Source organism: Streptomyces sp. NBC_00988, assembly GCF_045162645.1.
In the GTDB taxonomy this organism is placed as follows: Bacteria; Actinomycetota; Actinomycetes; order Streptomycetales; family Streptomycetaceae; genus Streptomyces.
On the sequence record NZ_CP108730.1, the window covers coordinates 16,356 to 42,401 of the forward strand.

The following is a 26,046-nucleotide window of genomic DNA, read 5'->3' on the forward strand; positions in this document are numbered from 1 at the left end:
GCGCTGGCCGTTCCGGTCCCGGGCCGCTGTCGTGCCTTGAGGGCAGTTGGTCAGGGAGCACGGGAACTGCCGTGATCGCATGAACCGTCCCTACTTCGTGCGGCCGGTTAGTTGGTGCTGGACAGCGGCGACGCTGTGAGAGGAGGGGCAGAGCATGTCGGGTGGGCGGAGAGCCGCGGTGACGGTTGCTGCCGTGTTGGTGATCGTTTCGACCCCGGTTTTCTGGCTGTTCGACGGGCCGTATACGGGGCAGTTGGTGGGGGCCTCGGTGCAGGCCGCCACGGGTGTGGGCGCTTTGGTGTGGGCCTGGATCCAGCCGGCCGCCGAGGCACGGGACAGCGCCGTGCGCACGGGGCGGGCCGAGGCGAGCGGGGGCGGGAGTGCCCATACCGGCATTCGCCGCCGTGGTGCCGGCGGCAGCGGAGCGGCTCGTGTTGAGCAGAGCGGGGATGCGGTCGCCCGCGGGCAGGGAAGCAATGCCGGCACCGGCATCGACTACACCGGCTAAGGCTGCCGTGGCTACGGGTGGACGGCGGGAGGGCCGATGAAACGGTTTCGGAAGGGGCGTTCGTCGGCTGCCCGGGAGGGCACGGGCGCAGCGGTACCGTCCGTCAGCGTCATTGAGAGCGGTGATGCCACTGCTGCGGATGGTGGCGATGCGCTGAGCGGCTATCGAGGTTCGGGGCGTCAGGCCTCGGCGGGTGGCGGGGCTGTGCAGGTGGAACGGTCGGGTGACGCGGTCGCCATGGGCGCCCATGCGGTGGCCATCAGCGGCCATGTCAGCCAGGTGCTGCTCTCTGCTCCGCCACCGAGCAGGCCGTTGGGCTGGCCCATCCGGTTGGGTGCCGGTGCCGGTGCTGGCGTCCGCGTTCCAGGCGCGGTCTGCGGTGCGGGAGCGGATCGATCGTGCCAGGGACGGCCATGCCACGGTGGTGCTGGCCCAGGTTCTGTCCGGCGGCGGGGGCGTGGGCAAGACCCAACTCGCCGCCGCCTACGCCCATCAGGCATTGGTGGACGGCGTCGACCTGGTGGTGTGGGTCGACGCCAGTGACATCGAGCAGGTCCTGGCACGCTATGCACACGCCGCGCACGCTGTGGAGGCGGCTTCCGATCATCTCCTCGGCAAGAGTGCCGAGTCCGACGCCGGACTGTTCCTTCAGTGGCTGGCGACCACCCGGCGCTCATGGCTGATCGTTCTCGACGACCTCACCGACCCGGAGGCGATGCAAGCGTGGTGGCCGCCGTCCTCCGTTTTCGGGTGCGGCCGCGTCGTGGCAACGACCCGCCGCCATGACGCGGTACTGTCCGGCGGCGGCCGGGCCGTGGTGGACATCGACACCTACAGCGCCGAGGAAGCCGAGGCCTATCTGCAAGAGCGGCTCAGCTCGGCAGATGCGGATCATCTCCTGGACGCACAGGCCGCCGTGCTGGCGGAGACGTTGGGTTTCCTGCCGCTGGCGCTGTCGCACGCCGCCGCCTTCATGGTCAACGAGGACGTTGCGTGTGCGGAGTATCTGCACCGCTTCAACGACAGTGCCGCGCGCCTGGACGATCTATTGCCGCGCGCGGCGGACACCGAGGGGTACGGGCGGCAGGTGGCCGCGGCTCTCCTGCTCTCGTTGGATGTCGCGCAGGCAAGCGAGCCCGTCGGCCTGGCCGTTCCGGTCATGCGTCTGGCCGCGGTCCTGGACCCGGCCGGCCATCCCCGTTCCCTGTGGGCCAGCGACGCGGCCATGCGCTACCTCAGCACCCAGCGCACCACGCCCCCAGACGATGCTCCCACGGCAATCGGTCCCGCCCAGGCCCGGGCAGCACTGCGGCTCCTGCACCGCTATGGTCTGCTCACCGATCACGCGCAGGCCGGCTCCCGGGCCGTGCGACTGCACGCCCTGACGGCACGCGCCGTGCGCGAGTGCACCCCTGATGCCGCAGTACCAGAGGTGGTGAAGACCGCTGCCGACGCGTTGACGGAACTGTGCGACGAGGTCCCTTGGGGCGATCATGAGACGAGGGCCGCGCTGCTGACCAACATCGACAGCCTCGACGGATGCTCAGGGGATCTGCTGTGGCAGGTCGACGGCCACTACGTCCTGCGCTGGGCCGGGCGCAACATGGCACAAGGTGCGGCGGTCCCCTACTGGCGGCGGCTGGTGGGCACCAGCGAATGGAAGTTGGGCCGGGCTCATCCCTCGACGCTCATTGCCCGGCGTGAGCTCGCCCTGGTCTGCATCTGCGGTCCTCTTCGCAAGGAGGCTTTCGCCGTACTGCAAGAGGACTTTCCCTACCAGGACAACCGGCTGGTTCTTGAAGGGTCACGGCCCGCTGCGGGCCCGGAGGCCGTGAGCGCCGTTGGGTTGCTGAAGGACACCGTCAGCGTTCGTCAACGGCTGTTGGGCTGGGCGCATCCGGCGACCCTCACGGGCCAGGCCAACCTCGCCCTCCTGCACTGGTCCCAAGGCGACAGGTCGACCGCCATCGGTGTGCTGGAGCGTTCCCTCGCCGGCTACCGGGCGACCTTCGGCCCCCACCATCCGTACACAATCTCGGTGGACAACCGGCTGCGCAGCTGGCGAGAGCAGCACAAGTGGCGCTGGTGGAGGCGCACACGCGGCCCGGCCGCGCCGACCGGGCCGGCGGGCGGCGACGCGACGCGGTGACGCGGCACGACCGGCGTCGCGGTGAGAAGGCGCAAGGTACGGGCCGGGAGTCACTGCTGGGTGCGGCTTTTGCGTGGCGGGTGACAGATCGGGCAGCGTTTGCCGGTGCCGCCGCGGCGGGAGCGCTGATCGGGCGTGGCTTCCCACCTCCCCGGGCAGCCGGGCTTCGAGCAGGCCCACCGGCACAGTTTGGCGGAGCTCGGCCTCAGCTCCTTCGCGGTCAGGTTCGGTTCGTCGATCACCTCGACAAGCTCGCCGGCGAGGACAGGGTGCACGTCCTGCAGGGATTTGCCGGGCTTGGGGCGCACCCTGCCGGCGCTGGTGCGTTGGCGAGCGCATCGGGGGCATCCGCTGGACTGGCCCGTGCGGCGGTTCGGCGGAGCGGGGTACTCAAACCGGCAGTCGGAACACCTCCACCGGCACGTCTTGTTCGACCCCGGAAGCAGGTCGAACGCGGTCCAGCCGATGTGGTCGACGACTTCGATCAGTTCTGCCGCCATCGCCGGATTGACCTCGGCGAGAGACTCACCGGCTCCGGGCCTGCTGTTCGCTACGCCCACCCTTGCGGAAGCGCACCGGCTGCAGCCACGGCCGCCAAGTGCCCGGCTGTGCAGTGCAGCCTGCCATTCGTAACCGCAGCCCGGCTGCCCGCATCGCCAGACGCACACGTCGTTGCAGCCGGGCGGCATACGGTCGGGTCCCCGGCCCGGGTTCGTGAGGTTCGCAACAAACTCCGCCTCCAAGTGCGGAGCCACATCCGCCGCCGACACCTCGGGGCCAGCAACGACTCTCTCCCACAGCTGCACCCCCTTGGTGAGAGCCGCTGTGACCTCGGCCGGTGTGAGCTGCCGCCAGGGAAGGCCGCGGTGTCGAAGTACGACGCCCACCGCCTCCGCCCAGTCTTCGGGATCCACCCCAGGGCCGGCCTTGTGGTGGATGAGTCCGGGTACCAGGACGGGCGGCAGCCCGCAGCTTCGGATGCGTTCCATGTCGAGTCCGGCAGCGAATGCTGCCTTTGTCTTCGCGGTGTCACGCTCCAGGCTTCCGGGTCTGCTGTGGGTCCATTCCGGGTCCAGGTCGATCAGCAGGCCCGGGGCCGGCTTGGGCAGGTACAGGTCGAATCGGTCCTGACTGCGCCCGGGCAGGCGGAGACGGTGGTCCAGTTCCACGCTGAACCCTGAGGCGGCCTCGACGAGCATGGCGACGTTGCACTCGAACGGGGAGCGGCCGTGACCGATGCAGTCCGGGCAGCCGCGCCCGTTGGTGCGGTTGGCGAGTGTCGCAGGCCAGATGTGTCCCTGGGCGCACTCCCACTCGCACAGGTCGTGGGACTGAGGGCGCAGGGTGTCCGGACCACGGTCGGGGCGGCTGAGGTTGCGGCGGAACTGCCGTACCAGCGCAGGATTCAGATCGGCCAGCGCTTCTCCCGGCCCTGGGGCCCGGTTGCGGCGCTTCGCGCACTCAGGGCACCCCGAGGGGTTGACGGTACGGGTGCGGAACTGCAACCGGGTGCGCCACTCGTGATCGCACCCTTCCGCCGAACAGCGCCACTGGCACCGGTCGGTGGAGGACAGCGGTATGTCTTCCAACGCCGTACCCGGGCTGGACAAGTTGGACACGAACTCGGCCTTCAGCCGAGCACGAACTGCAGCCACTTCGGTAGCACTTCGCCGTTTACCCATGACTCTTGTCTCCTCACGCGCTCCCCTCCCTTTCAAGGAGGGGAGGATTCAATCACCTGCCAGCAGCCGTGCCACCACGCCGGCCGGTGCCTGCAGTTCGGGGTTCAAGGACGTATCGGCGAGCATCGTGCGCAGGCGCATATGGAGCCTGGCGGAAAGCTGGCCGGTGCGAGTGAGCTCGTCCTCGGCATCGGCGAGTACTCGCTGCAGCAGTCGCGTGGACGCGGCAGGTCTCAGCAGCGTCAGGCGGTTGCGCAGTTCACTGACCGCGTTCAAGGCGGCTTCGGCGGCTTCGTCCCGGCAGGTCTGCCGATGCCCAGGGCTGCTGGCTGCCGGGGCGGCGTGGGCGTGGTCACCGACCGCGCGGCGCAGTCTTGCCTCCGTGGCGCCGCCGGGCGCGAGTGGTTTCAGCGTGAGTTCGGGATTCCATACGATGAAGCGGGGGCGGGTCCTTGGTGGCTGCGTGTGGCTGGTGGGCGGGGTGGCGGCCGCGGGTGGGCTGGTGCAGTCCGCATCAGTCATCCACTCCCGCAGTGCGTGCTTGCGCTGCTGGAGGCTGCCGGGATCGATATCGACAGCGACTTCGACGTTCTGCAGGAGGTGGGCAAGCGGGTCGTCGTGCATGCGGTGGTGCTGGTCATCTGTCACAGCTGTCCCTCCCGTCGTGGTGTGGCCGGTTCGGTGATGGGCCGTGGGGTGCTGACGGCGTTGCGCAGTGCGGCGCGGGCGAGGGCAATGTGCTTGCGGACCCCTGATGGCTCGATCCCCAGCAGTTCGCTGATCTGCGCCGTCGAACGCTGCTCGGCGAAATACAGGAGGGCCACCTGCCGGCGTCGCTCGGGAAAGCCGCGGATCGCCGTCCAGCAGCGTTCCAGAGCGTCCCTGGCCAGAATGACGTCGGCGGGATCCGGCGGCGGCGAGAGGTAGTCGCGGGCCAGTTCGGCGCCCAGCTGCTTCAGTCGTTGTGATCTGCGGATGTCGTCAATCCACAGGTTGCGGCACACCCGGCGCAGCCATGCGCGGTATCTGCCGGCCTCTATTTTCCGGGCCGTGGTGAACGCGCTTGCGGTGGCGAGGGATTCCCACTGCTGGGCCGCCGCCATGAAGACCCGCTGCACCAGGTCTTCCGCGGCCGGCTGTGCACCTCCGGTTAAGACCATGGCATAGCGCAGCAAAAGCATCGCTTCGCAGTCCCACAGCGTGGATATCTCATGCGCCGTCTGCTCGGAGATCCGCCGGCTCATCGCTGTCGCCCCCTTCGTTGCCGCCCCCCAGGCGGACTTCCATCGCAGGGCTGCCCATGCCCCGCTGCTGTACCACCACCGTTCCCGGCGGCGCATGCGACAGCAGCGCTACCAGCGTGGCCCGGCGCCCTCGTTCAGCAAGCCAGGCGCACCCGCTCATCACAGCTCCGACCACGCAGACGCCAGCCCAGACATGCCACGATGCCGCCGACCACAGCCCCCACACAAAGTGCCCTACACCAACCGTCATGCCCCTGAATCGAACGGGAGCCCGCGAGCGCTGCCATTGTTGCCCGCACTTCCTTCGCACCGCCCCGCAACCAGCCCGACCCCGTCGGCAGTTGCGCAGGACAGCGTCGGGCCCTCCTATCGGTCTGCGCCCGTTTCGCAGCCTGCCACCGCATATGCCGCAGAGGGCTCGTGGAAGAGCTAGCTCGATCCCGAGCATTCAGTGCCCCTCCAGGCACACCGGCCGCCGGTGCCCACTGTCAGCCAACTGCGCTGCGGTGTCGCGGCGTTGGCCTCCCGGCGCTCGATCGTGTGCGCACGGGGCCAGACGGCGAGCAGTTGAAAACAATTCCCCACTCCGGCCGGAGACGGCAGGGCCCGGACATCTACCCGCCGTCCTCCTCCCTGCTGCTCTCTGCCCGGAAATCCGGGATCGTGAACGGCTATGTGAAGGACAGTCAGAGCCGAGTGAGGGGCGCACCCCGTGGCGAGCACCGTGTTTCAGGGCGGTGCGGGAAAGCCGCATACGGGCGCGCCCAGACCGGAGACGAGGGGAAGTAGGTGAGGCCCGGGAGTGGTGTCGGGTGGTGTGGTGGCTGCTTGAAGCGGAAGGCGTCGCGAACCTCTGGGTCGACGGCGGCAGCGAATGTACTAACGTTCCCCGAACTGGGAAGCCCATGGTCCGGGAAAGGTCGCCGTGCGAGGTCATCTGCGCATCTGGATCGCGCTGATGCTGCTCGCCGCAGGTCTGCTGGTGCTCGTCGACCGGCTCGCCCCGTCGGCCCATGTGTGGCAACGGCTGGCCGTCTGGTGGCCGCTGGGACTCGTCGCCCTGGGGTGTGGCGGAGGAATCCGGCTCACCCTCGCCACCAGGACAGCCCTGCGTGGACCCGCGTTCGTAACACTCGTCGGCCTGGTTGCCCTTGTGGTGACAACCGACCCCCTTCCCGACTCTGTACGGCCGCTGCTGTGGCCAGCTCTGCTGGTGGCGGCAGGCGTGAGCATGCTCGTCGGCGTCGCCGTCAGCAGACCGAGTGCGCAGGAGGGCTCGGTCATCCTGCGGCTGGTGAGCGTGGCCGAGTCACGGCACATCGTCTGGCCGGTGGGGACGTTCTCGCTCGGATCCCTCACAGCCGTGGCCAGCGGATGCGTAATCGACCTGCGCGAAGCCAGTCCCCTCAACCAGCGTGCGCGCATCGACGTCACCGCCTTCCTCGGCGGTGTCGAGATCCGGGTGCCCGTCGGCTGGGAGGTGAAGTATGAGCGCTTCGGCCGCCAGATCGAGGTGCTCACGCCCCCCGGGGTGGGGGTGGAGGCACAGGAGCGGCCGTTCCTGCACGTGACGGCCATGACGTTCCTGGCCGGGCTGGAGGTGCGGGTCGCTCAGGCAGCAGGCGGCGACGGCTCGCCCGCGGCGTAGGGCACGGGCTCCTCCAGCGGCCCCTCCCGTTCCCAGAGCAGCCGGAGTTTGTCGTTGATAGCGATCTCGTCGTCAGAGTCGGCCGGCATCTTGACGGACATCTCTTTCAGCAGCCTCAACCGGTAGACGTCGATGACGGAGGTGAAGGTGACGCCGTACGCCTGCGCCGCATGGACGGCCGCCCGGTAGGCCAGGCCCGACAGCAGCGCAAACCCCAGGGGCAGGGCCAGCCACACCGGGTGGCGCAGCAGCAGCGCTGCGCTCACCAGAGACGTAAGAGCGAAGGACAGGCAGAGCCGGACCGCCGTGTCGAGTTCGTTGCGGGACTGGGAGACGAACCTCAGGACGTCGGGGGGCAGTACGAAGTACAACCGCGGCCACGTCAGCGTCGCATCGAGGGAGTACGCCTTGCCCGCCCTCTCCTCGGCAGCGCGCAGCCTGTTGCCCAGCGCCGTGGGCAGCACCTGCTGGCCGTCGGGAAAAGACGCAAGTTCACGGGGCACATGCTCGACAAGTTCCTCGTATGCGCTCTGGCTCAACTCCTCCTCCAGCCACACCAGCCGGTCCTTGCGGCGCTGCTGGATCCATCGTCCGCGTTCGCCCAGCTGCTGCAGGGGCCCAGATGCCTTCCAGTAGCCCTCCAGGAATCGGATGGAAGCCAACTCCAGGGGCTGCAGCAGCAGCCCGATAACCAGCGCGGATGCGGTGAGGACCAGCGCTCCGGGCCAGTTGATGTCTTCGACGTTCTCTTTCAGGACGGTGAAGGCCGGCGGTTGCGCGGGGGCTCCGCCGAGCCAGAGAGCTCCCACGGTCATCAAAAACACCACCGAGGGAAGGATGTTGACGAACTTGAGCCGCGGCGTGAGATCGGCATCGGTGAAGCCGAGCGAACCGAGCTGGCTCACCGCATGTCACCTCCCCTCGTGCCGGCCACAGTTGATCGTCGCCGCTGTGTGCGTGGCCCGACTGTATTTCGCTATGAACACCGGCTCGTCACAGACGGGATCGAAGCATCGGATGGTCAGGTTGTCTCGCCCTTCGCTGATCTGTACCCAGTTGGTTCCCGCGTGCATGCACGCATGCGAGGGCCGTTTCCGGCTGATACTTCCGCATCGGCAACTGCGGACAACCCACAAGGTGCCGCCGCTGCCCCTGAGATGTCCGGGCAGTTGGTTGTCCTGCCCCAACGCCGGCGTCACATAAAGCAGCAGGCGGAGGATCCCCATCCGGGACAGGGGACGGGGTCTGTGAGGCGGCATCGGCCCTCCCACGGCAAGGACGCAGGGCCTTGAGAGTAGGGGCAGGCAGCCCTCGGCGCCATGCGCTGCACCTCATCGCCCCACGCTGCAGGGGAGAGAGAGGACCATAGCCGGCGCCTCGTTCTCCCACGGCCGGCCGGGGCACCGACTTCACACAGCACGGTCGGCCGACCAGCTCAACTGGCCCTCGAACAGGCCCCGGTGGGATTGCGACCCGCAATCCCACCGGTCTTTGAATACCCTCCCGGCCCGGAAACCTGCCGAGCCCGCTCGCCATCCTCGCTCTGTGCCTGGCCCTCTCGTTTCCCTTGCGGCGCACGTCCCTATCGAGCGCACCTCATGCACCCGTTCCACAACTCAGCGCAGAAACCCTGCTTCTGTGCGTCGACGACGGGTGAATCGTGGGTCTGTCAGCGATCACGGGGAGCCGTCACGGTCGATGAAAGGGCTGTTCGAATCGGATCCGTGAGCCGGGGTGTGCCTGGACGGAAATCGGCGTCTCTGACGCTCCGTCACGTTCTGCTGGTGTCGGCTGAATCGTCTCGCCGGTGTCGACGTCCAGGGCATGGGCCATGATGAAATCTCTTGGCAGGACGTGCTATTCGAGGGCTTCGAGGTGCTGGTCACCGCGGCGCTGCACGGCGTGTGCGGTCTGGTGGTGCGACTGACCGGGCGGAACTGCGCAGGCGTCAGCGCTGGTCGCTGGTCGCGCGCACGGCCAGGTCCAGGACGTCTGTCGGCGGCCAGTGAAAATTCCCCACGTACGGCCAGCTCGATTCCCCATCTGGCAGTCACACTCAGTAGCCTTGGTGCAGGCTCGGGGACCTGGCGGATGAAGGGGTTGTGATCGTGGCACGGACCTGGCTGTCGATCCGGGTGGAGTTGGTCTCCGGGCACGGTGCAGACCTGTGGCCCCGCCCCGGCCGCGTCTTCGCCGCCGCGCGCTCGCATTCCTTCGCCGAGTTCGCCACGGCCATCGATGTCGCCTTCGGCCGCTGGGACCTGGCCCATCTGCACCTGTTCACGTTGTCCGACGGCACCCGGGTCAGCCCTCTGGACTGGTGGCACGACGAGGCCCCCGACGCCACCATGGATGGCCATGCCACCAAGCTGAGCAGGCTGCAAGCCGGCGAGCAGTTCGCCTACGTCTTCGACATGGGCGACGACTGGGCCCACCTGTGCACGGTGGCGGAAAAGCGCATCGATCCCCTTGCTGAACTCGGAGAGGTGCCCGGCCACCCGGTTCCATACTGGGGCTGGGGCAGTCTTCCGGACCAGTACGCACGCCGCTGGGACGGGGACGATGGGGAGTCTCCGATGCCGAAGCGGCCCGCCCGCGGACTCAGTGACCTGCCTCCGATCCTGCCGTGGTGGGGAGAGCGCCGCCGAGGATGACCTCACGCTGCGTACGCGAAGTGGCCGCCCGTGGGGAATCGAAGTGGCCATGGTGGGGAGCTGAAGTGGCCGCGAGCGGGGAAATCTAACTGGCCGCTGGCCGTCGTCCAGGGCGAGCCCCAGCGGGTCGAGGAGTCCCAGGATCGCGGCCCACCGCGCTGCGCAGCCGTGGTCGGGCTGTGGGCGCTGCGAACGGGAGTCGTGGTCGGCGTCCATGGTCGCCCCGACCACGGCGACTGGGTGGGGACTCGCAGTGGTGCTCCCGGGCGGGTGATTCTCCTTCGCGCACGCGGGCGCAGTCCTTGCGGGGCATGTCCGGCTCCCGTTTCCGGGAGCTGTCGTCAGGCAATCTGCGGGGAGCAGTTCACGCTCGCCGTCTCAAAGCCCTCTACCTAGTATGGACTTCACAACTCTGGGCCTGGTCGGAAGCCTTGCCACCGGCCCACTGGCCTTGTGGCTTCGCCTTCGCTGGCGCGTGCGGCAAGAGCAGGCGCGCGGTGCCTACCTCGTTGATATCGCTCACGCCCTCCCCCAGGGAGGGCGGTTCGACGGACAGTGTGGGGACGGAACTCGGCTTCGTCTGGTCGTGAACGGGAGCAGCGAGCATGAGTGATCGTGAGCCGCGGGAAGCCATGGGCACGGCACAGCCAGCCCAGAGCGCCTCCACCTTCCCCTCCACCGAAGAATTCGAGGCCTTCTACCTGGAGTTCACACCCAAGCTGGTCGGTTTCCTCGTCAGGCAGGGAGCGCGTCTGCCGATAGCAGCGGAGATCGCCCAGGACACCATGCTCAAGGCGTTCCGGAAGTGGGCGGAGATCAGCAACCCGCCGGCCTGGACGCGGCGGGTCGCATCCCGGGAACTCATCCGGCACCTCAGCCGCGCCGAAGCGGATCTTTGTGAGGACGTTCCAGAGCCTTCCCCGCTCCTTTCCTCACCGGACGCCGCTGTGGAATGGGAGCAGCAGCAGGACCTCCTGCGGCTGCTGGCCGATCTCCCTCCCCGCCAGCGGCAGATCATGGCCTGGAAATACTACGGTCACTCACCTACGGAGATCGCCGACGAGCTGGGCATCAGTCCTGAAACCGTACGCTCCAGCCTCCGCAAGGCCCGCCTCATGCTTGCTGCTCGCCTGGCACCGCGTGAGGAGCGTGAAGACCGATGACAGACCTGTTCGAACGGTTGTGGGCGAAGCAGAACACGCAGTTCGACACGGAGCTGGCCGACCTTCTTGACCTCAAGGCAGGCCTGCGTGAGATCTCGTTGGAGAGGGACCAGGCGCAACTCGAATCCGGGCTGGAAGACGTGCTGGATCTGTCGGGAGGACTGGCGGCCATTCTGGCAGGGAACATTGACGCGCCTGGGTTCGTGCCGGTTGAAACCGCTTCTGCACATCCGGGCCAGGACTCCGGCCCGTGGCTTGAGGCGGTGCCCGTAGAGGCCCGCCTGGCTGTTCGGACGTCTCCTGTCGCGCACGCCCTGCACCTGTCTCATGCAACGGTCCGCTCTCTCGCACGCGCCCAAGAGCAGGCGCAGCAGGAGGAAGCCCGCAGCCAGTGCGAACCACAGGGCCCCGGTCCGAATCACCAGTTCGACACCGACCGGATGATGGCTGTCAACTGCACTCGTGCGCTCCTTGTCGATTGCGACGTCGAAGCACTTCCCGCCCAGGCTGTCCTGTGTGCACATGACCTGCTGTGTGTGCTCGAGTACGTCGAAAAGCACGGTCACGCGCACTACGCCCAGGCCCTGGAAGGTGCCCTCGCTCGAGCTCAGGACCTGCTGCGGGCCCTGACCACAGAGGTCGTCACTCTCCTTGGTCTCAGCGAGAGCCTCCACATGGATTACGAGACGCTCCTGAGCCTCCTGAACGACTTCATCGGCGCAGACCTGCGCCGGGCGAACCTGGCAGAGGTCGACCTGGACGGGCTGTGGTGGTCAGAGACATCCACAAGCTGGCCGCCCTACGTAGACATCGAACTGCTCAAGCTCGACTCGGTCCAGACCGCACCAGGAATCTACGTGATCACCCAACGCGGCATGACCAACATCCCCGACAACCTCGCGTGCGCGTGAACTGGGTTCCGGTATCGAGCGAGGCCCGGCCTCCCAGGCTGCTCGCGAAACCGACTCTCAGCTCAGCCGTCGCGCGCGGTCCCGGCCGTCGCGCGCGAGGAACACCGGCGGCGCCCGGTCCCCTCGCTCGCAGTCCGGGGCCTGTCCCACCCACCCACTTCTCTTTCTTCCTGCTGTGGGGCGTGGACTCGGGGGGCGTAGAGGGGATGTCGGCCTCCCGGCCACGCCCCAACCAGCATGGTGACCTGCAGGGTTGCGAGCAGGCGCGGCAGAGAGCGCGGACGGTTGTCGGCCGGGTTGCCGGAGGGGATGTCGGCGCGGTCCACGGTGGTGTTGTCGCTTCGTGACCGTGGTCGGGCCTTCACGGTCGGGTTTCCGGCCGGGGCCGGCTGCTGCCGTGACCGGTACACGGCGGCGGGCAGGACGGCGCTGCACCGTACGGGAAGCGAGCAACTTCATGATGATCGGTGTGGACGTGGGCGGCGGGGACCGGCTGGCGCTGGGGGTGCTGACGCAGTACCGGATGGCGACCACCGGGCAGATGCACCGGGTGATCGCCCCCGAGGTGCGTATCGAGCAGACGCGGCGGCGGCTGGCCCGGCTGCGCGGTGAGGGGCTGGTCGACCGGATCACCCTGCCGCAGGCCGGACGGACCCGGGTCTGGTTCCCCACCGCGTACGGCGTGCAACTCGCCTCCGAGTGGCCCGAACTGCGCGGGAGGCGGCCCTCCAGAACCGTGTCCGACCCCACCGCCGTACGACTGAAGGCCAGCCACGCGCTGACCGTGACCGAGACCGCGCTCGTCTTCCTCGAGGACGCCCGCCGCCGCGGCGACGTGTGCGAGCCGCTGGACTGGATGACCGAGGTCCACCATCCGATCGGGAGCGGCGAGGCCGTCATCCCCGACGCGCTCCTGTACTACCGGCACGGCCCCGCCGACGGCGCAGGCGGGGCGATGCTGCGGGCCTTCGTCGAAGTCGACCGGGCCACCATGGGCCCCGAACGCCTCGCCGCCAAACTCACCGCCTACGAACGCCTCCACCGCTACGTGCCCATGGTCCCGGGACGCCGGCCGACCCCCCAGGAGGCGGCAGTTGAGGAGTGGCGGCGGCGCTACCCGCTCTTCCCCCGCCTCCTGTTCGTCCTGGACGCCACCGGACCCACCGGTGTCGCCAACCGGATCACCGCCCTGCGCGCCGGGGCCGGACTGCTGACGCCGTCCCGCTTCTCCTACGACGTCCCCGTCCTCGTAGCACCGCTCGCCGACCTCCTCCACCACGGCCCCACCGCACCCGTCTGGCACCCCATCCACGACCCCGACCGGCGAGTTGGCTGGACCGAGTCCGGGCATGGGCAGACGTAACGTGCTGACCAGTTGTGGCCATGGTGAACGCGGCGTGGCCGGACCCGGCGTCAGTGACGTGCTGTTGGAAACGTCAGCTCCGTCGGCGGCCGTCTTCCTAGATCTTGTCGTTGCTGAACAGAGCTTTGTCCAGCGCGCCTTGGACGTTGCTGCGGGCCAGATCGGTGGTGGCGGCCGGGAGCAGGGCAAGGGCTCCGGAGGCAAGCAGGAGGATGCGTACGCTGTCGCCAGGCACGGGTCCGACGCCGGGGAGAAGGGGGATGAGGAGCCCCGCCGCGACGAGTACGGCCGGGCCGGTGAGCCTGTTGGCGGCACGCCGAAGCTGTGAGGCGGCAGTCAGCTCGGGTGCGTGTCGCAGCAGTTCGTCCCAGTCAGATCTGACTGCGGCGAGCAGCCCCGCCCGCAGGGAGTCGCAGATGCGGTCGTAGTCGGACAGGGAGTGGACCTGAGTGAGGGAGCGGCTGTGCAGGCGGAGCTGTTCGGCCAGCTTGCCGTGCTTGTGGCGGATTTCGGTGCGCAGTCCGCGCTCGCGGAAGCGGACCGCACGGAGAGGTACTCGGTTGTTCTCAACCCGGCGGGCACCGGCATCGATGTGGTTGCGCAGGTAGGCGATCTCCGAAGGTCTGTCCCAGTCGTCGCGTGACCGGTACAGGTTGACCGTGCTCAAAAAGAGGGATCGGATCGCTTCGTCATCGCTACGGTTCCACGGGGCCGGGCGGACGGACTGTATCCAGCCGTCGCCGACCACCATCACGCGGACCAGCACCCCGCCGAACACGAGTGCCAGGGCGATGAGGATGTTCCATCCAGTGGGCCATGAAGCGTAGACGTCGGCAATGGTCACCGCGGCCCATGGACCGCCCACGAGGATGACAGCCAGCAGCGGGACCGTCGCGTAGGGAAGGCCCCAGGTGACCCGGCTACCGTCGCCGAGGGCGGAGCGCAGTATTCGCATGGAGGTGCTGAAGCGGATGAGCAGGGCGCCGAGGCCGATGAGCGGGACGGTGATCAGCGCCTGGGTGCGGACGGACATACCCAGGCCCTCCGCCGGCACGTGGGACACGAGCCAGCTGCCCAACTCGGTGCGGACGCCCCTGTTAACAAACCAGAGCAGACTGGCGCAGCCCGTGAGAGCAAACAGCAGCGTGAACGCGATGGCGGCGGCAGCGCGTCGTTCCCGGCTCCACAGCGGCAACTGTCCGTCCGAGCAGGCATGGTAGGCGGCCGGGGTAATCGCTCCGCGCTCCTGTGCGGTGAGCCCTGGTATCTCGTGGACCCGCAGGAGGACGTAGCGGCGCCAGGCGTTCTCGTTCTCGTTCTCCTGTTCCGCCTGACGACGGGTGATGAATCGGAACCAGATATCCACGCCCCGATACTGGAGGACGGGGTGGCCACGCTGCCAGCACGGCGCCTAGTTACGCACTGACCGTCCCGCGCCCGAGCACGCGTGGTCAAGGCGGGCCGCTGCCGCAACAACCGCCGGCCAAAGCCGCCTTGGGCTCACCCGTCGGTGCAGGTGAGCCCCAGGGCCAGCGGAGCCTCGCCCAGAGAGCCGTCCGCGATCCGGAACCGGTGGGCGGACAGGATCGCGCGCAGGGCCTATGTCGCCTCGTTTCCCCCGAGTTGAAGCCCTTCTGGGTGGGTCACTCGAACAGGTCACCTCAACGGAGCGCGGCGAGGGCGATCTCTGGCAGGTGGTGTTCGTGGGCCTCGCGCAGCCCCACCGCCCTGATGCTCATGGCCCGCCCGAACCGACGTTTCGAACTGGATCGAAGTCTTGGAGTGTGCCCCCACTGCGCCCATAGGCTTTTGCCGCGCCTACTGACCAAGGGCGCCGAAGGGGAGGAAACGATCATGCGCAAGAGCATCAGAGGTGCCACCGCCGTCGCGATCGCGACCGTCGCCGCAGCCGTGCTGAGCGTCGGCACGGCGGAGGCGAAGCCCGCCGCCGACTCCTGGGGCACCTGCCCCTCCGGAGCGGTGTGCATCTTCCCGGAAGGTGTGAACCCAGGTAACAGCCAGACCAGCCCCACCAACACGTACTGGAGCTATGGGGCCCACAACCTCAGCGGCCAGTACGGCTGGCACTGGGTCTACAACAACCAGACCGGCGGCGCCCACGCCCACCTCTGCAAGGGCTACAACGGCGTCAACTGCGACTTCGACATGGCACCTGGCGTGGCCTACTGGGTCGACCTGACCCCCGTGAACTCCATCAATCTCGACCGCCCGTAACACCCAAGGCCCCGGGGCCGGTATCGCACACAGCGGTATCGGCCCCGCCGCGTGGCACGATGCTTCGGAATCCCCCTCCGGGAGCCGGGATCCGGACCGCAGGGGCGATGGCAGCGGCCTCGCCCGATCCATCCATCCGGCCCGGACCTGCCTCCATGCCATGACCATCGGCTGCGGCGCGCCAGGGTTCAGACACAGGCTCCTATCCGTACCCAGGACGCAGCTGAGTGCCCGTCAGTGCCTGTGTCACATCCTCTTTGCGCAGGTCACGAGGCAGGAAGGATGATAGTGATCCCGTTTGCCGTTCGGCTGGGCGTCGATGGTCGCTGTTCCGAACGGCAGCGGTGGGGCGTTGGTGATGGGGCCTTTTGAATATCCCCACCCTGTACTCAGGGACGAGACGGACATGCTCGCCTCGTTTCCCACTCGTTGCTCGCGGGTGGCAGGTCGCGTTCCGTTTCGCTCGTCTGAGCCCCATCCGACCGATGAGGTCGTGATCGCCCTGCCCGGCCGCGCTGGACGCAGCCACCATCGTCTGCCGCCTCGGCAGAACAGCGGCACAAGGTCTGAGAGCTCGTCCCGACCGATGCTCTCTTGCCAGGTCCAACGCCTTTGCGGCGATGGTGAGTTCCCGATGGGGATGTGACGTTTCGCCCAGACCGTTGACCTGTCGCAGCACACCGTGGGGACCCCATACTCCGGGACCTGACGAACCGACGGGTGAAGGAGCACAGTGAGCGCAGCAGCGGCAGCAGGGACCTGGAAGCTCGGGGACCTGGAGGTGAATCGCATCGGCTACGGCGCGATGCGGCTGACGGGCAACGGGATGATGGGCAACTCCGACGGCATGCCGGTCGACCGCGATGTCGCCGTCGGCCTGCTGCACAGCGCGTTCGAGCAGGGGGTCAACCACATCGACACGGCCTCCTTCTACTTCTCACCACTGCGGTCCGCGAACGAGCTCATCAACCGCGCACTCTCGTCCTGGTCCGGCGATGTGGTCGTGGTGACGAAGGTCGGCCCGGCGCGCGATCCTTCCGGCGAGTGGCTCTACACGGTCCGCCCCGACCAGTTGCGCGGCCAGGTCGAGGAGAACCTGCGCCAGCTCGGCCGGGACTGCCTGGACGTGGTGAACCTGCGCGTCGGCGGCCCCCGCACGGCCGCGATCGCCGAGCACTTCGGCGCCCTCGCCGAGCTGCGCGAGGCCGGGCTGGTCCGGCACCTCGGGCTCTCCGGTGTCCTGCCTGAGCACGTGGCCGAGGCCCAGAAGATCGCGCCCGTGGTCTGCGTGCAGAACTCCTACGGCCTGGACTGGCGCCGTGCCGACGAGAGCGGGCTGGTGGACCTGTGCGGGAAACAGGGCATCGCCTTCGTCCCGTTCTTCGCGGTCTCCGGCCTGCGGCGCGAAGCGGCCGCAGACCAGGAGCGTGATGCGCGGGTCCACTCCGTCGCCGACGCCCACCACGCGACGCCGGCCCAGGTACGCCTCGCCTGGACCCTCCACCGCGGTCCGCACGTGCTGGCCATTCCCGGCACCACGAACCCGGCACACCTCGCGGAGAACATCGCCGCCGGAAGCCTGCGCCTGACCGAAGAGGAATTGGCTCTCCTCGACAAGCCGGACGAGGGCACCATCTGAGACTCTGCTCGCGATGCCCGGTGAACTTCCCCAGTCCGCTGAGAACCAGACCGAGTGGGGCGAGGAGTGCCCCTGGTCGCTTTCAGGAATCGCCATCCTTGGTCCTCAGGCGGCTGCGAGGGTGGCCGGGACCGCCTTGGTCTGGCGGCGGGGACGGGCCAGACGGCGCGACATGAGGGTGACGAAGGCCCACTGAATGTGCGCTTCCGCGTGGGACATCAGGCGTTCGTAGTCCCTCGCGTTGCGCCGGGCCCGCATCGTCCACGAATTTGACCGTTCCACCACCCACCTCTTCGGCAGCAGTACGAAGCCCTTGGACCATGATTGTGATGCCCATGGTGTTCTGGGCCCAGGTGCTGAACTCCTCGCCTCCATAACCGTTGTCCGCCCAGACCAGAACGACTTCGGGGTGCTCGGCGTGGAGGCGGGTGAGCAGGGTGCGGGCCGCGTCACGGTCCTGGACGTCGGCAGGGGTGACGAGCAGGTCGACGAGCAGGCCGTCCTGGTCAACGATGAGATGTCGTTTCCTGCCGTTGATGTGCTTGTTCGCGTCGTATCCGCGTGTCGCGTTCGACACGGTCTCCGCACCTTTGACGGACTGGGAGTCCACGATCACCCGGACCGGCCAGGCACAGCGCCGACGGCGCAGCCGCAGCCGCCGACGCAACTGGTCAAGGATCCGCTTGAGTGCGCCAACCTTCGCCCACCGGGCGAAATACCCGAACACCGTGCGCCACGGGATGCCGAAATCTGCGGGCAGCGCCCTCCACTTCGCGCCGTTATCCGTGATGTACCTGATCGAGTCGACGACTCGGCGGCGGGGCCACTTCTCCGGGGCCCCGCCTTTCGGAGTCTGGCAGGCGGGGGTGGGCAGGAGCCGTCCCAGGAGGGCCCATTCGACGTCGCTGGTGTCGGAGGGGTAGTGGTAGCGGGTTAGCAGCATGACGGGGTGCCGGGCCGCGACCTGAAGAAGGGGCCAACTGCGGGGCGGTCGCGGCCCGTTGCCTTTCTCCGGTTCACTCCAGGTTGGCGAGGAGGTGCAGGGTGGACTCGATCGCGCCCATCTGTGCCATGACCGTGCGGATATAGGGATCGTCGGGCTTCTTCTTCTGGTGCGGCAGGAGAATCCCAGCGATGAAGTTCTCCACCCGGTGGTGGACGGACTCGAAGAACGCCCGCTCGTAGCCGATCCAGACCTCCGGCGCGTCCTCCAGCATCCGGTAGCCCCACGTCTTGTCCCAGGTCACCGGCGGAAGCCCCTTCGCCGCGGCCACCATGCGCAGGTGCGCGAGCCCGGTGTGGACCTGCGCGCGGGTGCGCTCGGTGGCGGCTGTCGGCGTACACGTGAACGTCCCCAGCCTCGTACGGATGAAAAGGGACAGTTGCTGATGCGGTGAGACCTGCTGCTCGGCACTCTGCTGCTGGGTCGATACGGGCGGCGGAGGGGGCTGGCAGTGGTCTTGGATCCGCAGCGATGGCTGGAGCTTCGGCGCTTTCGCGGCCTGCTGGAGTCCGGGGCGATGAGCCTGTCGGAGATCTCCAGGGAGACCGGTCTGGACCGCAAGACGGTCCGCAAGTACCTCTCCGCACCGGGGCTGGCAACCCCTCCGCGGCGATCGCCGAGCGGGCGGTCGCGGGCAAGGGTGATCGACGAGTTCGGGCCGCTGATCGATTCGATGCTCCGGGCCGAGATCCTGATGAAGGCCGCGGTCATCCACGAGCGACTGGCCCAGGAGTACGGCTTCACCGGGAACTATCAGCGGGTCAAGCTCTACGTTCAGACGGCCCGGCCGAGGATCGCCGAGGAACTCGGGATCACGCCCAAGGAACTGGCGGGGATCCACCGCCGGTTCGAGGTGATCCCAGGGGCCCAAGCGCAAGTGGACTGGGGAGATGAGGGCAAGATCCTCGCCCACATGGGCGTCGCGAAGGTCTACTCCTTCCACATGACGCTCTCGTACTCGCGGGATCCGTTCTGCTGCTTCACCACCAGCCAGGACCTGCGGACGTTCTTCGACTGCCACCGCCGGGCATTCGCGCACTTCGGCGGGGCGCCGATGACGATCGTCTACGACCGGACCAAGACTGTGGTCCGCCGACACGTCGCCCCCGGCGAGGCGGTCCCGCTGCATCCGGAAGCGGTCGGCTTCGCCGGCCACTACGACTTCGACATCGACGTCCTGGCCGCCTACCGCCCACAGGGCAAGGGCCGGGTCGAACGACAAGTCCTGATCGTCCGCGACCACGTCCTGTCCGGCCGGTCCTTCTCCTCCGTCGAGGAGATGGACGCCGCGTTCACCTCCTGGGTGCCCGTGCGGCGGGCCCAGATCCACAAGACGCACCGGGAGGTCATCGCGGAACGGGCGGCGCGGGATCACGCGGCTCTCAAACCGCTGCCGCCGACTCCGTATCTGGTGGCCGAACGGCAGCTGCGGCACGTCGGCAAGGACTGTCTGGTCGCCTTCGACGGCAACCTCTACTCGGTGCCGGCCCGCAGGGTCCGCCCGCGGCAGCTGGTCGAGATCCGGGCAACAAAATCCCAGGTCATGCTGCATGCCACCCTCGCTGGTGTCCACGGAAGCACGCTGCTGGCGGCTCATCCCCGGGCGATCGGCCGCGGTGCCCGTGTCGTCGACGAGTCCCATTGGGACGGCCTGCCCACCGGTCAGGGACGCCGGACCACCACCGGCGACATCCCGGTCCGGCCTCGTCAAGAACGGCCGCGGGGCGAGGAGACCGGCCCCTTGCAGGCCCTGCTGAACAGGGCCGCGGCCACCCGGATCGAGGTCGGGCGCCGACCGTTGTCGGTCTATGACGAGCTGACCGGCACCCGGCCCTTCACCACCAACTCCCCGACGAAGGAGTCGTCTTGAGCGAGCTGACCGGCAACCGCATCCGCACTACGGCCGGCAAGCTCGGCCTGCCCCACCTCGCGGAAACCATCAACGAGTTCACCCGCCGGGCCGACGAAGCGAAGATGGGCTACCTCGACTTCCTCGACCTGGTCCTCTCCGAGGAACTGGCCGTCCGTGACGACCGTCGATTCCGCCAGGGACTGCGACTCTCCCGGCTGCCGCACCACAAGACGCTCGACGAGTACGACTTCTCGTTCCAGCCCGACCTCGACCCGCGCAAGGTCAAGGACCTTGCCACCCTCTCGTTCGTCGAGGCCAAGGCCAATGCGGCTCTCCTGGGCCCGCCGGGGGTGGGCAAGACACACATCGCCGTCGCTCTCGCCGTTGCCGCTTGCCGGGCCGGCTACTCGGTCTACTTCACCAGCCTCGACGACATGGTCCGCAACCTCAAAGCCGCCGAAGCCGCCGGGCGCCTGGCCAACAAGCTCGGCACCTACCTCCGGCCGGGCGTCCTCGTTGTCGACGAGGTGGGCTACGAGATCCTCGAACGCGGAGAAGCGAACCTGGTCTTCCAGGTCATCTCAAAGCGGTATGAAAAGGGCTCGATCATCCTGACCTCGAACAAGACCTTCAGCGAATGGGGACAGGTGTTCGGCGACGAAGTCCTCGCCACCGCCATCCTCGACCGCCTCCTCCACCACTGCGACGTGATCTCCATCAACGGACCCAGCTACCGGCTCAAAAACCGGCTCAAGGCCATCGAACGGGACACAGACGTGGCCTGACAGGCCGCGTCGACTCGGCGGCCGGGGCACGATCAGTCGTCTTCGAGTCGCTGGAAGACCGTGGAGAACTCGTCGGTCTCGATCAGCCCGGCGATCACATCGGTCATGCTGTCGATGCCGGGATCCCGGACGATCAGGCCGTCCGAGACCCAGAAGTAACGGCCGCCGAGAGCCTCGCCGCTTCCTGCCCAGGTCTCCATCAAGCGTTCGACTTCGGCGACCGTGAAGACAGTCGCGCTCCACCGGGAGCCGTCTTTGAGGTCCACGAAGACATCGACGTTGCACACCGCCTCCAACTCCTCGTCCGGGCCAGGCAGGAACGACGCCTCGAAGTCGTCCGCGCGAACCCGATACCACGGCCCGTCCCAACCTCGTTCGACCGATCCGGGCGATGCGCTACGACTCATCGTGCGAGTGTCTCCGGCCAGCCTGACGATCTCAACCAAGATCTCAGCCGTGCTGCTTCCCGCGACATAGCTGGGGACGTTCACCCGTACGCGGCTGGGGAGCTTAGGTCGTACGCCGACAGTCGAGCCTGTTCGGCGGTACCTGCGGGACTTTGTCGCCCGGAACAGGCCCGGCTCCGTACGCAGTTACGCGTACGCGTTGCTGCGGTGGTGGCGGTGGCTGCGCGTTGTTCAGGTCGAGTGGGACAGGGCCACGTCGACGGAAGTGCGGGACCTGGTGCTCTGGCTGAAGCAGACGACCAAGCCCCGCAACTCGCCGCGGACGAAGTCAGCGTCCACCGCGGGGACGGTCAACCAGATCACCCGCAAGCGGAACCCCGGAGATCAGTACCAGCCCCGGACGATCCGGCACAGCAACGCGGTCGTCCGCAGCTTCTACGAGTTCTGGATCGAGACCGGGCACGGCCCGCTGGCCAACCCGGTGCCGCTCGATCGCAGGGGCAGCCGCCCGCACGCTCACCACAATCCGCTGGACCCCTTCAAGCCCGAAGGCCGGATCCGCTACAACCCCAAGATTCCCAAGGCCAGACCGCGCGAGATCCCCGACGAGCGGTGGAACGACCTCTTCGGCGCCCTGCGCTCCAACCGGGACCGCGCGATCCTCTCCCTGGACATCAGCAACGCGGCCCGGGCCAGCGAGGTACTCGGCATCCGGGGCGTCGACCTGGACTGGGGCGACCAACTGGTACAAGTCAGCCGCAAGGGCAGCGACGATGCGCAATGGCTGCCGGCCAGCCCGGACTCCTTCGTCTGGCTCCGCCTCTACCTGGCGGAACTCGCCCCACTGGAGCCGAACGACCAGATCTGGTGGACACTTCGACGCCGTGACCGCGGAGCTGGACTGCGGCTTCAGCCGATGAACTACGAAGCCCTGCGGGCCGTGTTCCGCCGGATCAACGCTGTCCTTGGCACCAACTACACGATGCACGATCTCCGGCATGCCGCCGCCCTGCGCATGAGCCGGGACAAGAACCTGACACTGCTCGACGTGCAGACCATCCTCGGTCACGCACACCTGAGCACCACCGCGGACGTCTACCTCCTGGAAGACGAAGCAGTGGTGATCCGCCGCGTCGCCGAACACCTGGCCGAGCGTGAACTCCGAGCTCAGCAGGCCCCGCCACCGGTTGCCGTCGGTTACGAGGCCGACGATCTGGCCGTGCTGTTCGGAGGTCTTCCGCGATGACCGTGACCAGCATCAGACAAGCGGATTCCACTCCCTCGCCACGAGATTCCCTCGATCACCAGCGGATGCTCACTGCCGACCGCGGTCCGTTCGATGGCCTCTCGGTCGAGGGTGTTCTGGAGCTGTTGCCGTCGCTGACGACCTTCCCGCCGGCAACGAGCAGGCGCAGCAGGAGCAAGCGCGCGGATCGGTCGCGCGGGACCGCCCGAATCCTCCACTGGCTGCTGTCCTTCCCCGGGGACGGCTGGCAGGAACGGTGGCTCGTCTCCGGTGTTGACAGCGGCCTTGACTGGGGCTGGATCGACCTCGTCACGGCCGAATACGGGTCCGCCGAGGCGCCCCGGCGGGCAATGACGGCGGAGGGCCTGGGCTGTGTGCTCCTTGCCAGGGTGGTGCGGCCGAGCTACGAATTCCTGCAGGGCTACCGGACCTCGGGGCTCTACCGCCACGCCAAGCAGGAGTTCGGTGCCGAGCAGTTCGACAGGATCCGCCAGGCCGGCCTGGCCCGGGCAATGATCCCCAGCCAGCTGAGCACGGCCGAGAACAGCCTGGTGAAGGTCGCCTTCCGGACCGGCCGCGATCTCGACCGGCTCACCGCCGAGGACCTGATCGCCTACCACGAGTGGAGCAGGGAAACCTTCGCCAAGGCGCCCGCAGGGCTTCACGCCGCCTGGGACCTGATGTGCGACGCCGGTCTGCTGTCCGACGTGTTGCCGTTGCGCCGGACAGTGGCGCGGGGACAGCTTTCCACAGCGGCCATGGTGGACCGGTACAGCATCCAGTGCCGACCGGTGCGCGATGTCCTGGTCCGCTATCTGGAGGAACGCCGCCCGAGCCTCGACTACACCTCGCTTCAACACCTGGCGAGCCAGCTGGTGGGCGCTTTCTCGGCCGACATCGAGAAGCACCACCCGGGCATCGACACCCTGGACCTGCCCACGGAGGTTGCCCAGGCGTGGAAGGAACGGATCAGATTCATCACCCGGGAGGGCAAGGACCCCATTCCCCGCCAGACCCGGACTGCTGTGCTGACCGGAGTCCGGGCCTTCTACCTGGATATCCAGCGTGGGCACTGGAGGAGCCGAGCTGGGCGGCCTGGGCGGTCCCCAGTCCCGTCCGCAAGGCCGACACCGGCGGGTTCACCAAGGTCAAGAAGAAGGTCCGGGCCAGGATGCACCAGCGGGTGCGCGAACGGCTGCCCCGGCTCCCCGAGCTGGTGGATACCACCGAAGCCCATCACACCACGCAGAAGGAACTGCTGGCCGCAGCCCAGGCCACTGCCGTCGGAGAGATCTTCGATCACGGAGGCCGGCGATATCGCCGCATCAGCCGCCGGGAGGACCGAACCAAGAAGCGCTTTCAGTACCGGCCTGAGATGGTGCTGATCGAGGACATGGCCACGGCGGAGCAGTTCGACGTCACCCGCGACGAGGACGAGGCGTTCTGGGCCTGGGCCATCATCGAAACGCTCCGGCACACAGGCGTGCGGCTGGAGGAACTGCTGGAGATCACGCACCTCGCGCTGGTCTCTTACCAGCTCCCCGACACCGGCGAGATCGTGCCCCTGCTGCAGATCATCCCGTCGAAGGGAAACGAGGAACGGCTCCTGCTGGTCGGCCCCGAGCTCGCCAGCGTCCTCGCCACCGTGATCACCCGGCTCCGCGGAGACAACGCCGGCAAGATCCCTGTCGTCGCACGCTACGACTACCACGAGTTGGTCACCGGGCCGCCGCTGCCACACCTCTTCCAACGCAGGATCGGCTGGAAACGGGACGTCATCAGCACGAACATGCTCTACCAGTTGCTCAACGACACCCTGGCCCGAGCCGCCCTCACCGACCAGACGGGCGAGCCCCTGCACTTCACGCCGCACGACTTCCGAAGAATCTTCGCGACCGAGGCCGTCGCCGGCGGGCTCCCCGTCCATATCGCCGCCCGTTTGCTCGGCCATACCAGCACGAGCACCACGGAAGCGTACTTGGCTGTGTTCCAGGAGGACCTGATCCGCTCCTATCGCGCCTTCCTCGACCAGCGGCGAGCGACACGGCCCGCAGAGGAATACCGCGAACCCACGCCCGACGAATGGCGCGAATTCCAGGAACACTTCCACACCCGCAAGCTGGAACTCGGCGACTGCGCACGGCCCTACGGAACCTCGTGCCAGCATGAGCACTTGAACCGCCCCGGTTCGAATGGAGACTCGATTTCGTGAAAGGATCGAGTCATGGCACGACCTTCCCGTTACCCGCCTGCTGAGCAGTCGACGGCAAGCAGGTTGCCTCTCGCCGTCTAGGCAGGCCGGAAAAGCAGAGACCCCCCGCATTCGACCTGCGGGGGGTCTCTGGCTTCTGGGACACAACGGGCCCCTTTCGGCCTGACCGTGATGTACGCGGCCCGTCCCCCAAGGCGAGTGAAAGACGAGCCGCCTACTGTCCTGGCCGGTGGCGCTCGTCAGCTGATGAAGTCGCTCTTGTAGAAGACGCTGGCGTCGAGAAGGTCGTCGGGGCTCGCTGCGGTCTTCGACGAGAAGCCGAAGGCCAGTCGCGGCTGGCCCGAGACCATCCAGGTCGCAATGCCCTGCGGTTCGCGGCCGGGCAGCGACGCCCCGGCGCTCGTCTCGAAGACGTCGTAGACCGAAGCCCCCGAGTCGTTCAGGTCGAGAGTGACAAGGTACGAGGTGTTGTTCGCGCGGCCGTAGGTCAGGTAGGCGTACTCCCCGCAGGAGACGATGCCCTGGAAGTAGTCGGTGTCTTCGAGTCCGGGGATCTCGCCGTTGTTCGGGATCGCCCGTTCTACGAGCCGGTAGCCGTCGCTGAGCCGTCCGGCCACCGCGTCGTCCATGTCGAACACCGCGAGTCGCCAGAGACGCTTGGCGGTCGCGTCCGTCGCGTAACGGATCAGGAGTCGGTTGCTGTACGTGTCGATCGCCGGCCGGGGGAGCTTGACGAAGCTGGAAATCGTCGGGGTGCGGTCGTAGATGGTGACTGCCGGATGGTCCGAGTAGTCAAGGGTCAGCCCGGCGACGAACCGGAAACGGGACAGCTTCTCCCCGGCCCCGTTGTCGTCGGAGTCGGAGCCTTCGATCCAGAGATACGGTTCCGATCCCGACCCTGTCGACTCCACGCCCATCGACGAACCGTGGCCGAATCCGTGCAGCGCCATGATGTCCAGCACGTTCCCCGAGAGATCGGTCTTGGAGATCCACAGATCTCCGTTGTGACCCGTGCTGTCCCCGATCCGGTGCTGCGCGAAGTAGATGTGGCTGTTGACACTGTCGAAGGCGAACGACTGCATGGCCCAGGTCGGCTGGTGCAGCGGTGCCCGCCAGACCGGATTCCCTCCGGCGCCGGACAGCAGGAAATGCTTGGAGGAAGGCACGGACGCCGCCGCCGACCCCGCCGCCCCGAGCGAAAACGCTGAACCCGTCGCCGCAACGGCCGCGATCCCCGCCCCAGTTCGCAGAATTCCACGTCTGCTCGGCTGCTGCCGCTGTTCGCTCTCAGAACTCATACCGCTCACTGCTGCGCTCCCTCTGATTCCTTTGCACGCCACCCGGG

23 protein-coding genes are annotated in these 26,046 nt (G+C 67.8%); 14 read left to right on the forward strand and 9 right to left on the reverse strand.

The window, feature by feature from the left end; translation table 11 throughout:
• The first annotated feature begins 178 nt into the window (after positions 1 to 178).
• Positions 179 to 508 carry a hypothetical protein gene (locus OG496_RS00090; protein WP_405968976.1) on the forward strand — a complete coding sequence of 110 codons (330 nt, stop codon included), beginning with the start codon at positions 179 to 181 and terminating at the stop codon, positions 506 to 508.
• A 346-nt stretch (positions 509 to 854) separates the two neighbouring features.
• Positions 855 to 2,657 carry a tetratricopeptide repeat protein gene (locus tag OG496_RS00095; RefSeq protein WP_405968977.1) on the forward strand — a complete coding sequence of 601 codons (1,803 nt, stop codon included), beginning with the start codon at positions 855 to 857 and terminating at the stop codon, positions 2,655 to 2,657.
• Positions 2,658 to 2,707: 50 nt separating this feature from the next.
• Here the strand turns inward: OG496_RS00095 and OG496_RS00100 are convergent, their stop codons facing one another.
• The 3 genes from OG496_RS00100 to OG496_RS00110 all read right to left on the reverse strand — a co-directional run bounded on the left by OG496_RS00100 (position 2,708) and on the right by OG496_RS00110 (position 5,583).
• Positions 2,708 to 4,312 carry a zinc-ribbon domain-containing protein gene (locus tag OG496_RS00100; RefSeq protein WP_405968978.1) on the reverse strand — a complete coding sequence of 535 codons (1,605 nt, stop codon included), beginning with the start codon at positions 4,310 to 4,312 and terminating at the stop codon, positions 2,708 to 2,710.
• A gap of 75 nt (positions 4,313 to 4,387) precedes the next feature.
• Positions 4,388 to 4,963, reverse strand: coding sequence for a hypothetical protein (locus OG496_RS00105; protein WP_405968979.1), 576 nt, complete (start codon positions 4,961 to 4,963; stop codon positions 4,388 to 4,390).
• A 20-nt stretch (positions 4,964 to 4,983) separates the two neighbouring features.
• Complete coding sequence (locus OG496_RS00110) at positions 4,984 to 5,583, reverse strand: RNA polymerase sigma factor (RefSeq protein ID WP_405968980.1); 600 nt, start codon at positions 5,581 to 5,583, stop codon at positions 4,984 to 4,986.
• Positions 5,584 to 6,508: 925 nt separating this feature from the next.
• Here OG496_RS00110 and OG496_RS00115 point away from each other — a divergent pair.
• Positions 6,509 to 7,231, forward strand: coding sequence for a LiaF transmembrane domain-containing protein (locus OG496_RS00115; protein ID WP_405968981.1), 723 nt, complete (start codon positions 6,509 to 6,511; stop codon positions 7,229 to 7,231).
• On the opposite strand, the gene OG496_RS00120 is transcribed toward OG496_RS00115, so the two are convergent.
• Positions 7,195 to 8,136, reverse strand: a complete 942-nt coding sequence (locus tag OG496_RS00120) for a hypothetical protein (RefSeq protein WP_405968982.1) — start codon at positions 8,134 to 8,136, stop codon at positions 7,195 to 7,197. The two genes, OG496_RS00115 and OG496_RS00120, sit on opposite strands and share 37 nt — an antisense overlap.
• A 1,203-nt stretch (positions 8,137 to 9,339) precedes the next feature.
• On the opposite strand from OG496_RS00120, the gene OG496_RS00125 reads away from it, so the two are divergent.
• From OG496_RS00125 to OG496_RS00140, 4 genes are all read left to right on the forward strand, one after another.
• Positions 9,340 to 9,885 carry an IS1096 element passenger TnpR family protein gene (locus tag OG496_RS00125; RefSeq protein ID WP_405968983.1) on the forward strand — a complete coding sequence of 182 codons (546 nt, stop codon included), beginning with the start codon at positions 9,340 to 9,342 and terminating at the stop codon, positions 9,883 to 9,885.
• Between the two features lie 605 nt (positions 9,886 to 10,490).
• On the forward strand, positions 10,491 to 11,048 hold the full coding sequence (locus OG496_RS00130) for an RNA polymerase sigma factor (RefSeq protein WP_405968984.1): 558 nt from the start codon (positions 10,491 to 10,493) through the stop codon (positions 11,046 to 11,048).
• Positions 11,045 to 11,959, forward strand: coding sequence for a hypothetical protein (locus OG496_RS00135; RefSeq protein ID WP_405968985.1), 915 nt, complete (start codon positions 11,045 to 11,047; stop codon positions 11,957 to 11,959). The genes OG496_RS00130 and OG496_RS00135 overlap by 4 nt, the downstream gene beginning before the upstream one ends.
• Before the next feature lie 460 nt (positions 11,960 to 12,419).
• Entirely contained in the window at positions 12,420 to 13,322 is a 903-nt protein-coding gene (locus OG496_RS00140; protein ID WP_405976525.1) for a replication-relaxation family protein, read from the forward strand.
• Between the two features lie 97 nt (positions 13,323 to 13,419).
• Here the strand turns inward: OG496_RS00140 and OG496_RS00145 are convergent, their stop codons facing one another.
• The gene (locus OG496_RS00145; RefSeq protein ID WP_405968986.1) at positions 13,420 to 14,688 is read right to left on the reverse strand and encodes a hypothetical protein; all 1,269 of its coding nucleotides are present in this window, start codon (positions 14,686 to 14,688) and stop codon (positions 13,420 to 13,422) included.
• Between the two features lie 488 nt (positions 14,689 to 15,176).
• Between OG496_RS00145 and OG496_RS00150 the strand changes: the two genes are divergently transcribed.
• Both OG496_RS00150 and OG496_RS00155 read left to right on the forward strand, forming a co-directional pair.
• Complete coding sequence (locus tag OG496_RS00150) at positions 15,177 to 15,557, forward strand: hypothetical protein (protein ID WP_405968987.1); 381 nt, start codon at positions 15,177 to 15,179, stop codon at positions 15,555 to 15,557.
• 733 nt (positions 15,558 to 16,290) lie between these two features.
• Positions 16,291 to 17,196 (forward strand): oxidoreductase, encoded by a 906-nt coding sequence (locus tag OG496_RS00155; RefSeq protein WP_405968988.1) that lies wholly within the window; start codon positions 16,291 to 16,293, stop codon positions 17,194 to 17,196.
• A gap of 82 nt (positions 17,197 to 17,278) precedes the next feature.
• On the opposite strand, the gene OG496_RS00160 is transcribed toward OG496_RS00155, so the two are convergent.
• Positions 17,279 to 18,139, reverse strand: a complete 861-nt coding sequence (locus OG496_RS00160) for an IS5 family transposase (RefSeq protein ID WP_405968989.1) — start codon at positions 18,137 to 18,139, stop codon at positions 17,279 to 17,281.
• 73 nt (positions 18,140 to 18,212) lie between these two features.
• Positions 18,213 to 18,443 carry a hypothetical protein gene (locus tag OG496_RS00165; protein WP_405968990.1) on the reverse strand — a complete coding sequence of 77 codons (231 nt, stop codon included), beginning with the start codon at positions 18,441 to 18,443 and terminating at the stop codon, positions 18,213 to 18,215.
• Between the two features lie 207 nt (positions 18,444 to 18,650).
• Between OG496_RS00165 and istA the strand changes: the two genes are divergently transcribed.
• Both istA and istB read left to right on the forward strand, forming a co-directional pair.
• A complete protein-coding gene (istA, locus tag OG496_RS00170) occupies positions 18,651 to 20,069 on the forward strand; it encodes an IS21 family transposase (protein WP_405968991.1) in 1,419 nt (472 codons plus the stop codon).
• On the forward strand, positions 20,066 to 20,836 hold the full coding sequence (gene istB / locus OG496_RS00175) for an IS21-like element helper ATPase IstB (RefSeq protein WP_138359593.1): 771 nt from the start codon (positions 20,066 to 20,068) through the stop codon (positions 20,834 to 20,836). The genes istA and istB overlap by 4 nt, the downstream gene beginning before the upstream one ends.
• 32 nt (positions 20,837 to 20,868) lie before the next feature.
• Here istB and OG496_RS00180 read toward each other — a convergent pair whose 3' ends face one another.
• Positions 20,869 to 21,243 carry a hypothetical protein gene (locus OG496_RS00180; RefSeq protein ID WP_329304350.1) on the reverse strand — a complete coding sequence of 125 codons (375 nt, stop codon included), beginning with the start codon at positions 21,241 to 21,243 and terminating at the stop codon, positions 20,869 to 20,871.
• 265 nt (positions 21,244 to 21,508) lie between these two features.
• Between OG496_RS00180 and OG496_RS00185 the strand changes: the two genes are divergently transcribed.
• The 3 genes from OG496_RS00185 (at position 21,509) to OG496_RS00195 (ending at position 24,701) form a co-directional block, all read left to right on the forward strand.
• Positions 21,509 to 22,489, forward strand: a complete 981-nt coding sequence (locus tag OG496_RS00185) for a tyrosine-type recombinase/integrase (RefSeq protein ID WP_405968992.1) — start codon at positions 21,509 to 21,511, stop codon at positions 22,487 to 22,489.
• A gap of 65 nt (positions 22,490 to 22,554) precedes the next feature.
• A complete protein-coding gene (locus OG496_RS00190) occupies positions 22,555 to 23,874 on the forward strand; it encodes a hypothetical protein (protein WP_405968993.1) in 1,320 nt (439 codons plus the stop codon).
• Positions 23,865 to 24,701, forward strand: coding sequence for a tyrosine-type recombinase/integrase (locus OG496_RS00195; protein WP_405968994.1), 837 nt, complete (start codon positions 23,865 to 23,867; stop codon positions 24,699 to 24,701). Before OG496_RS00190 ends, OG496_RS00195 begins: the two co-directional genes overlap by 10 nt.
• Before the next feature lie 239 nt (positions 24,702 to 24,940).
• On the opposite strand, the gene OG496_RS00200 is transcribed toward OG496_RS00195, so the two are convergent.
• The gene (locus tag OG496_RS00200; protein ID WP_019067335.1) at positions 24,941 to 25,867 is read right to left on the reverse strand and encodes a hypothetical protein; all 927 of its coding nucleotides are present in this window, start codon (positions 25,865 to 25,867) and stop codon (positions 24,941 to 24,943) included.
• Positions 25,868 to 26,046: the final 179 nt, after the last annotated feature.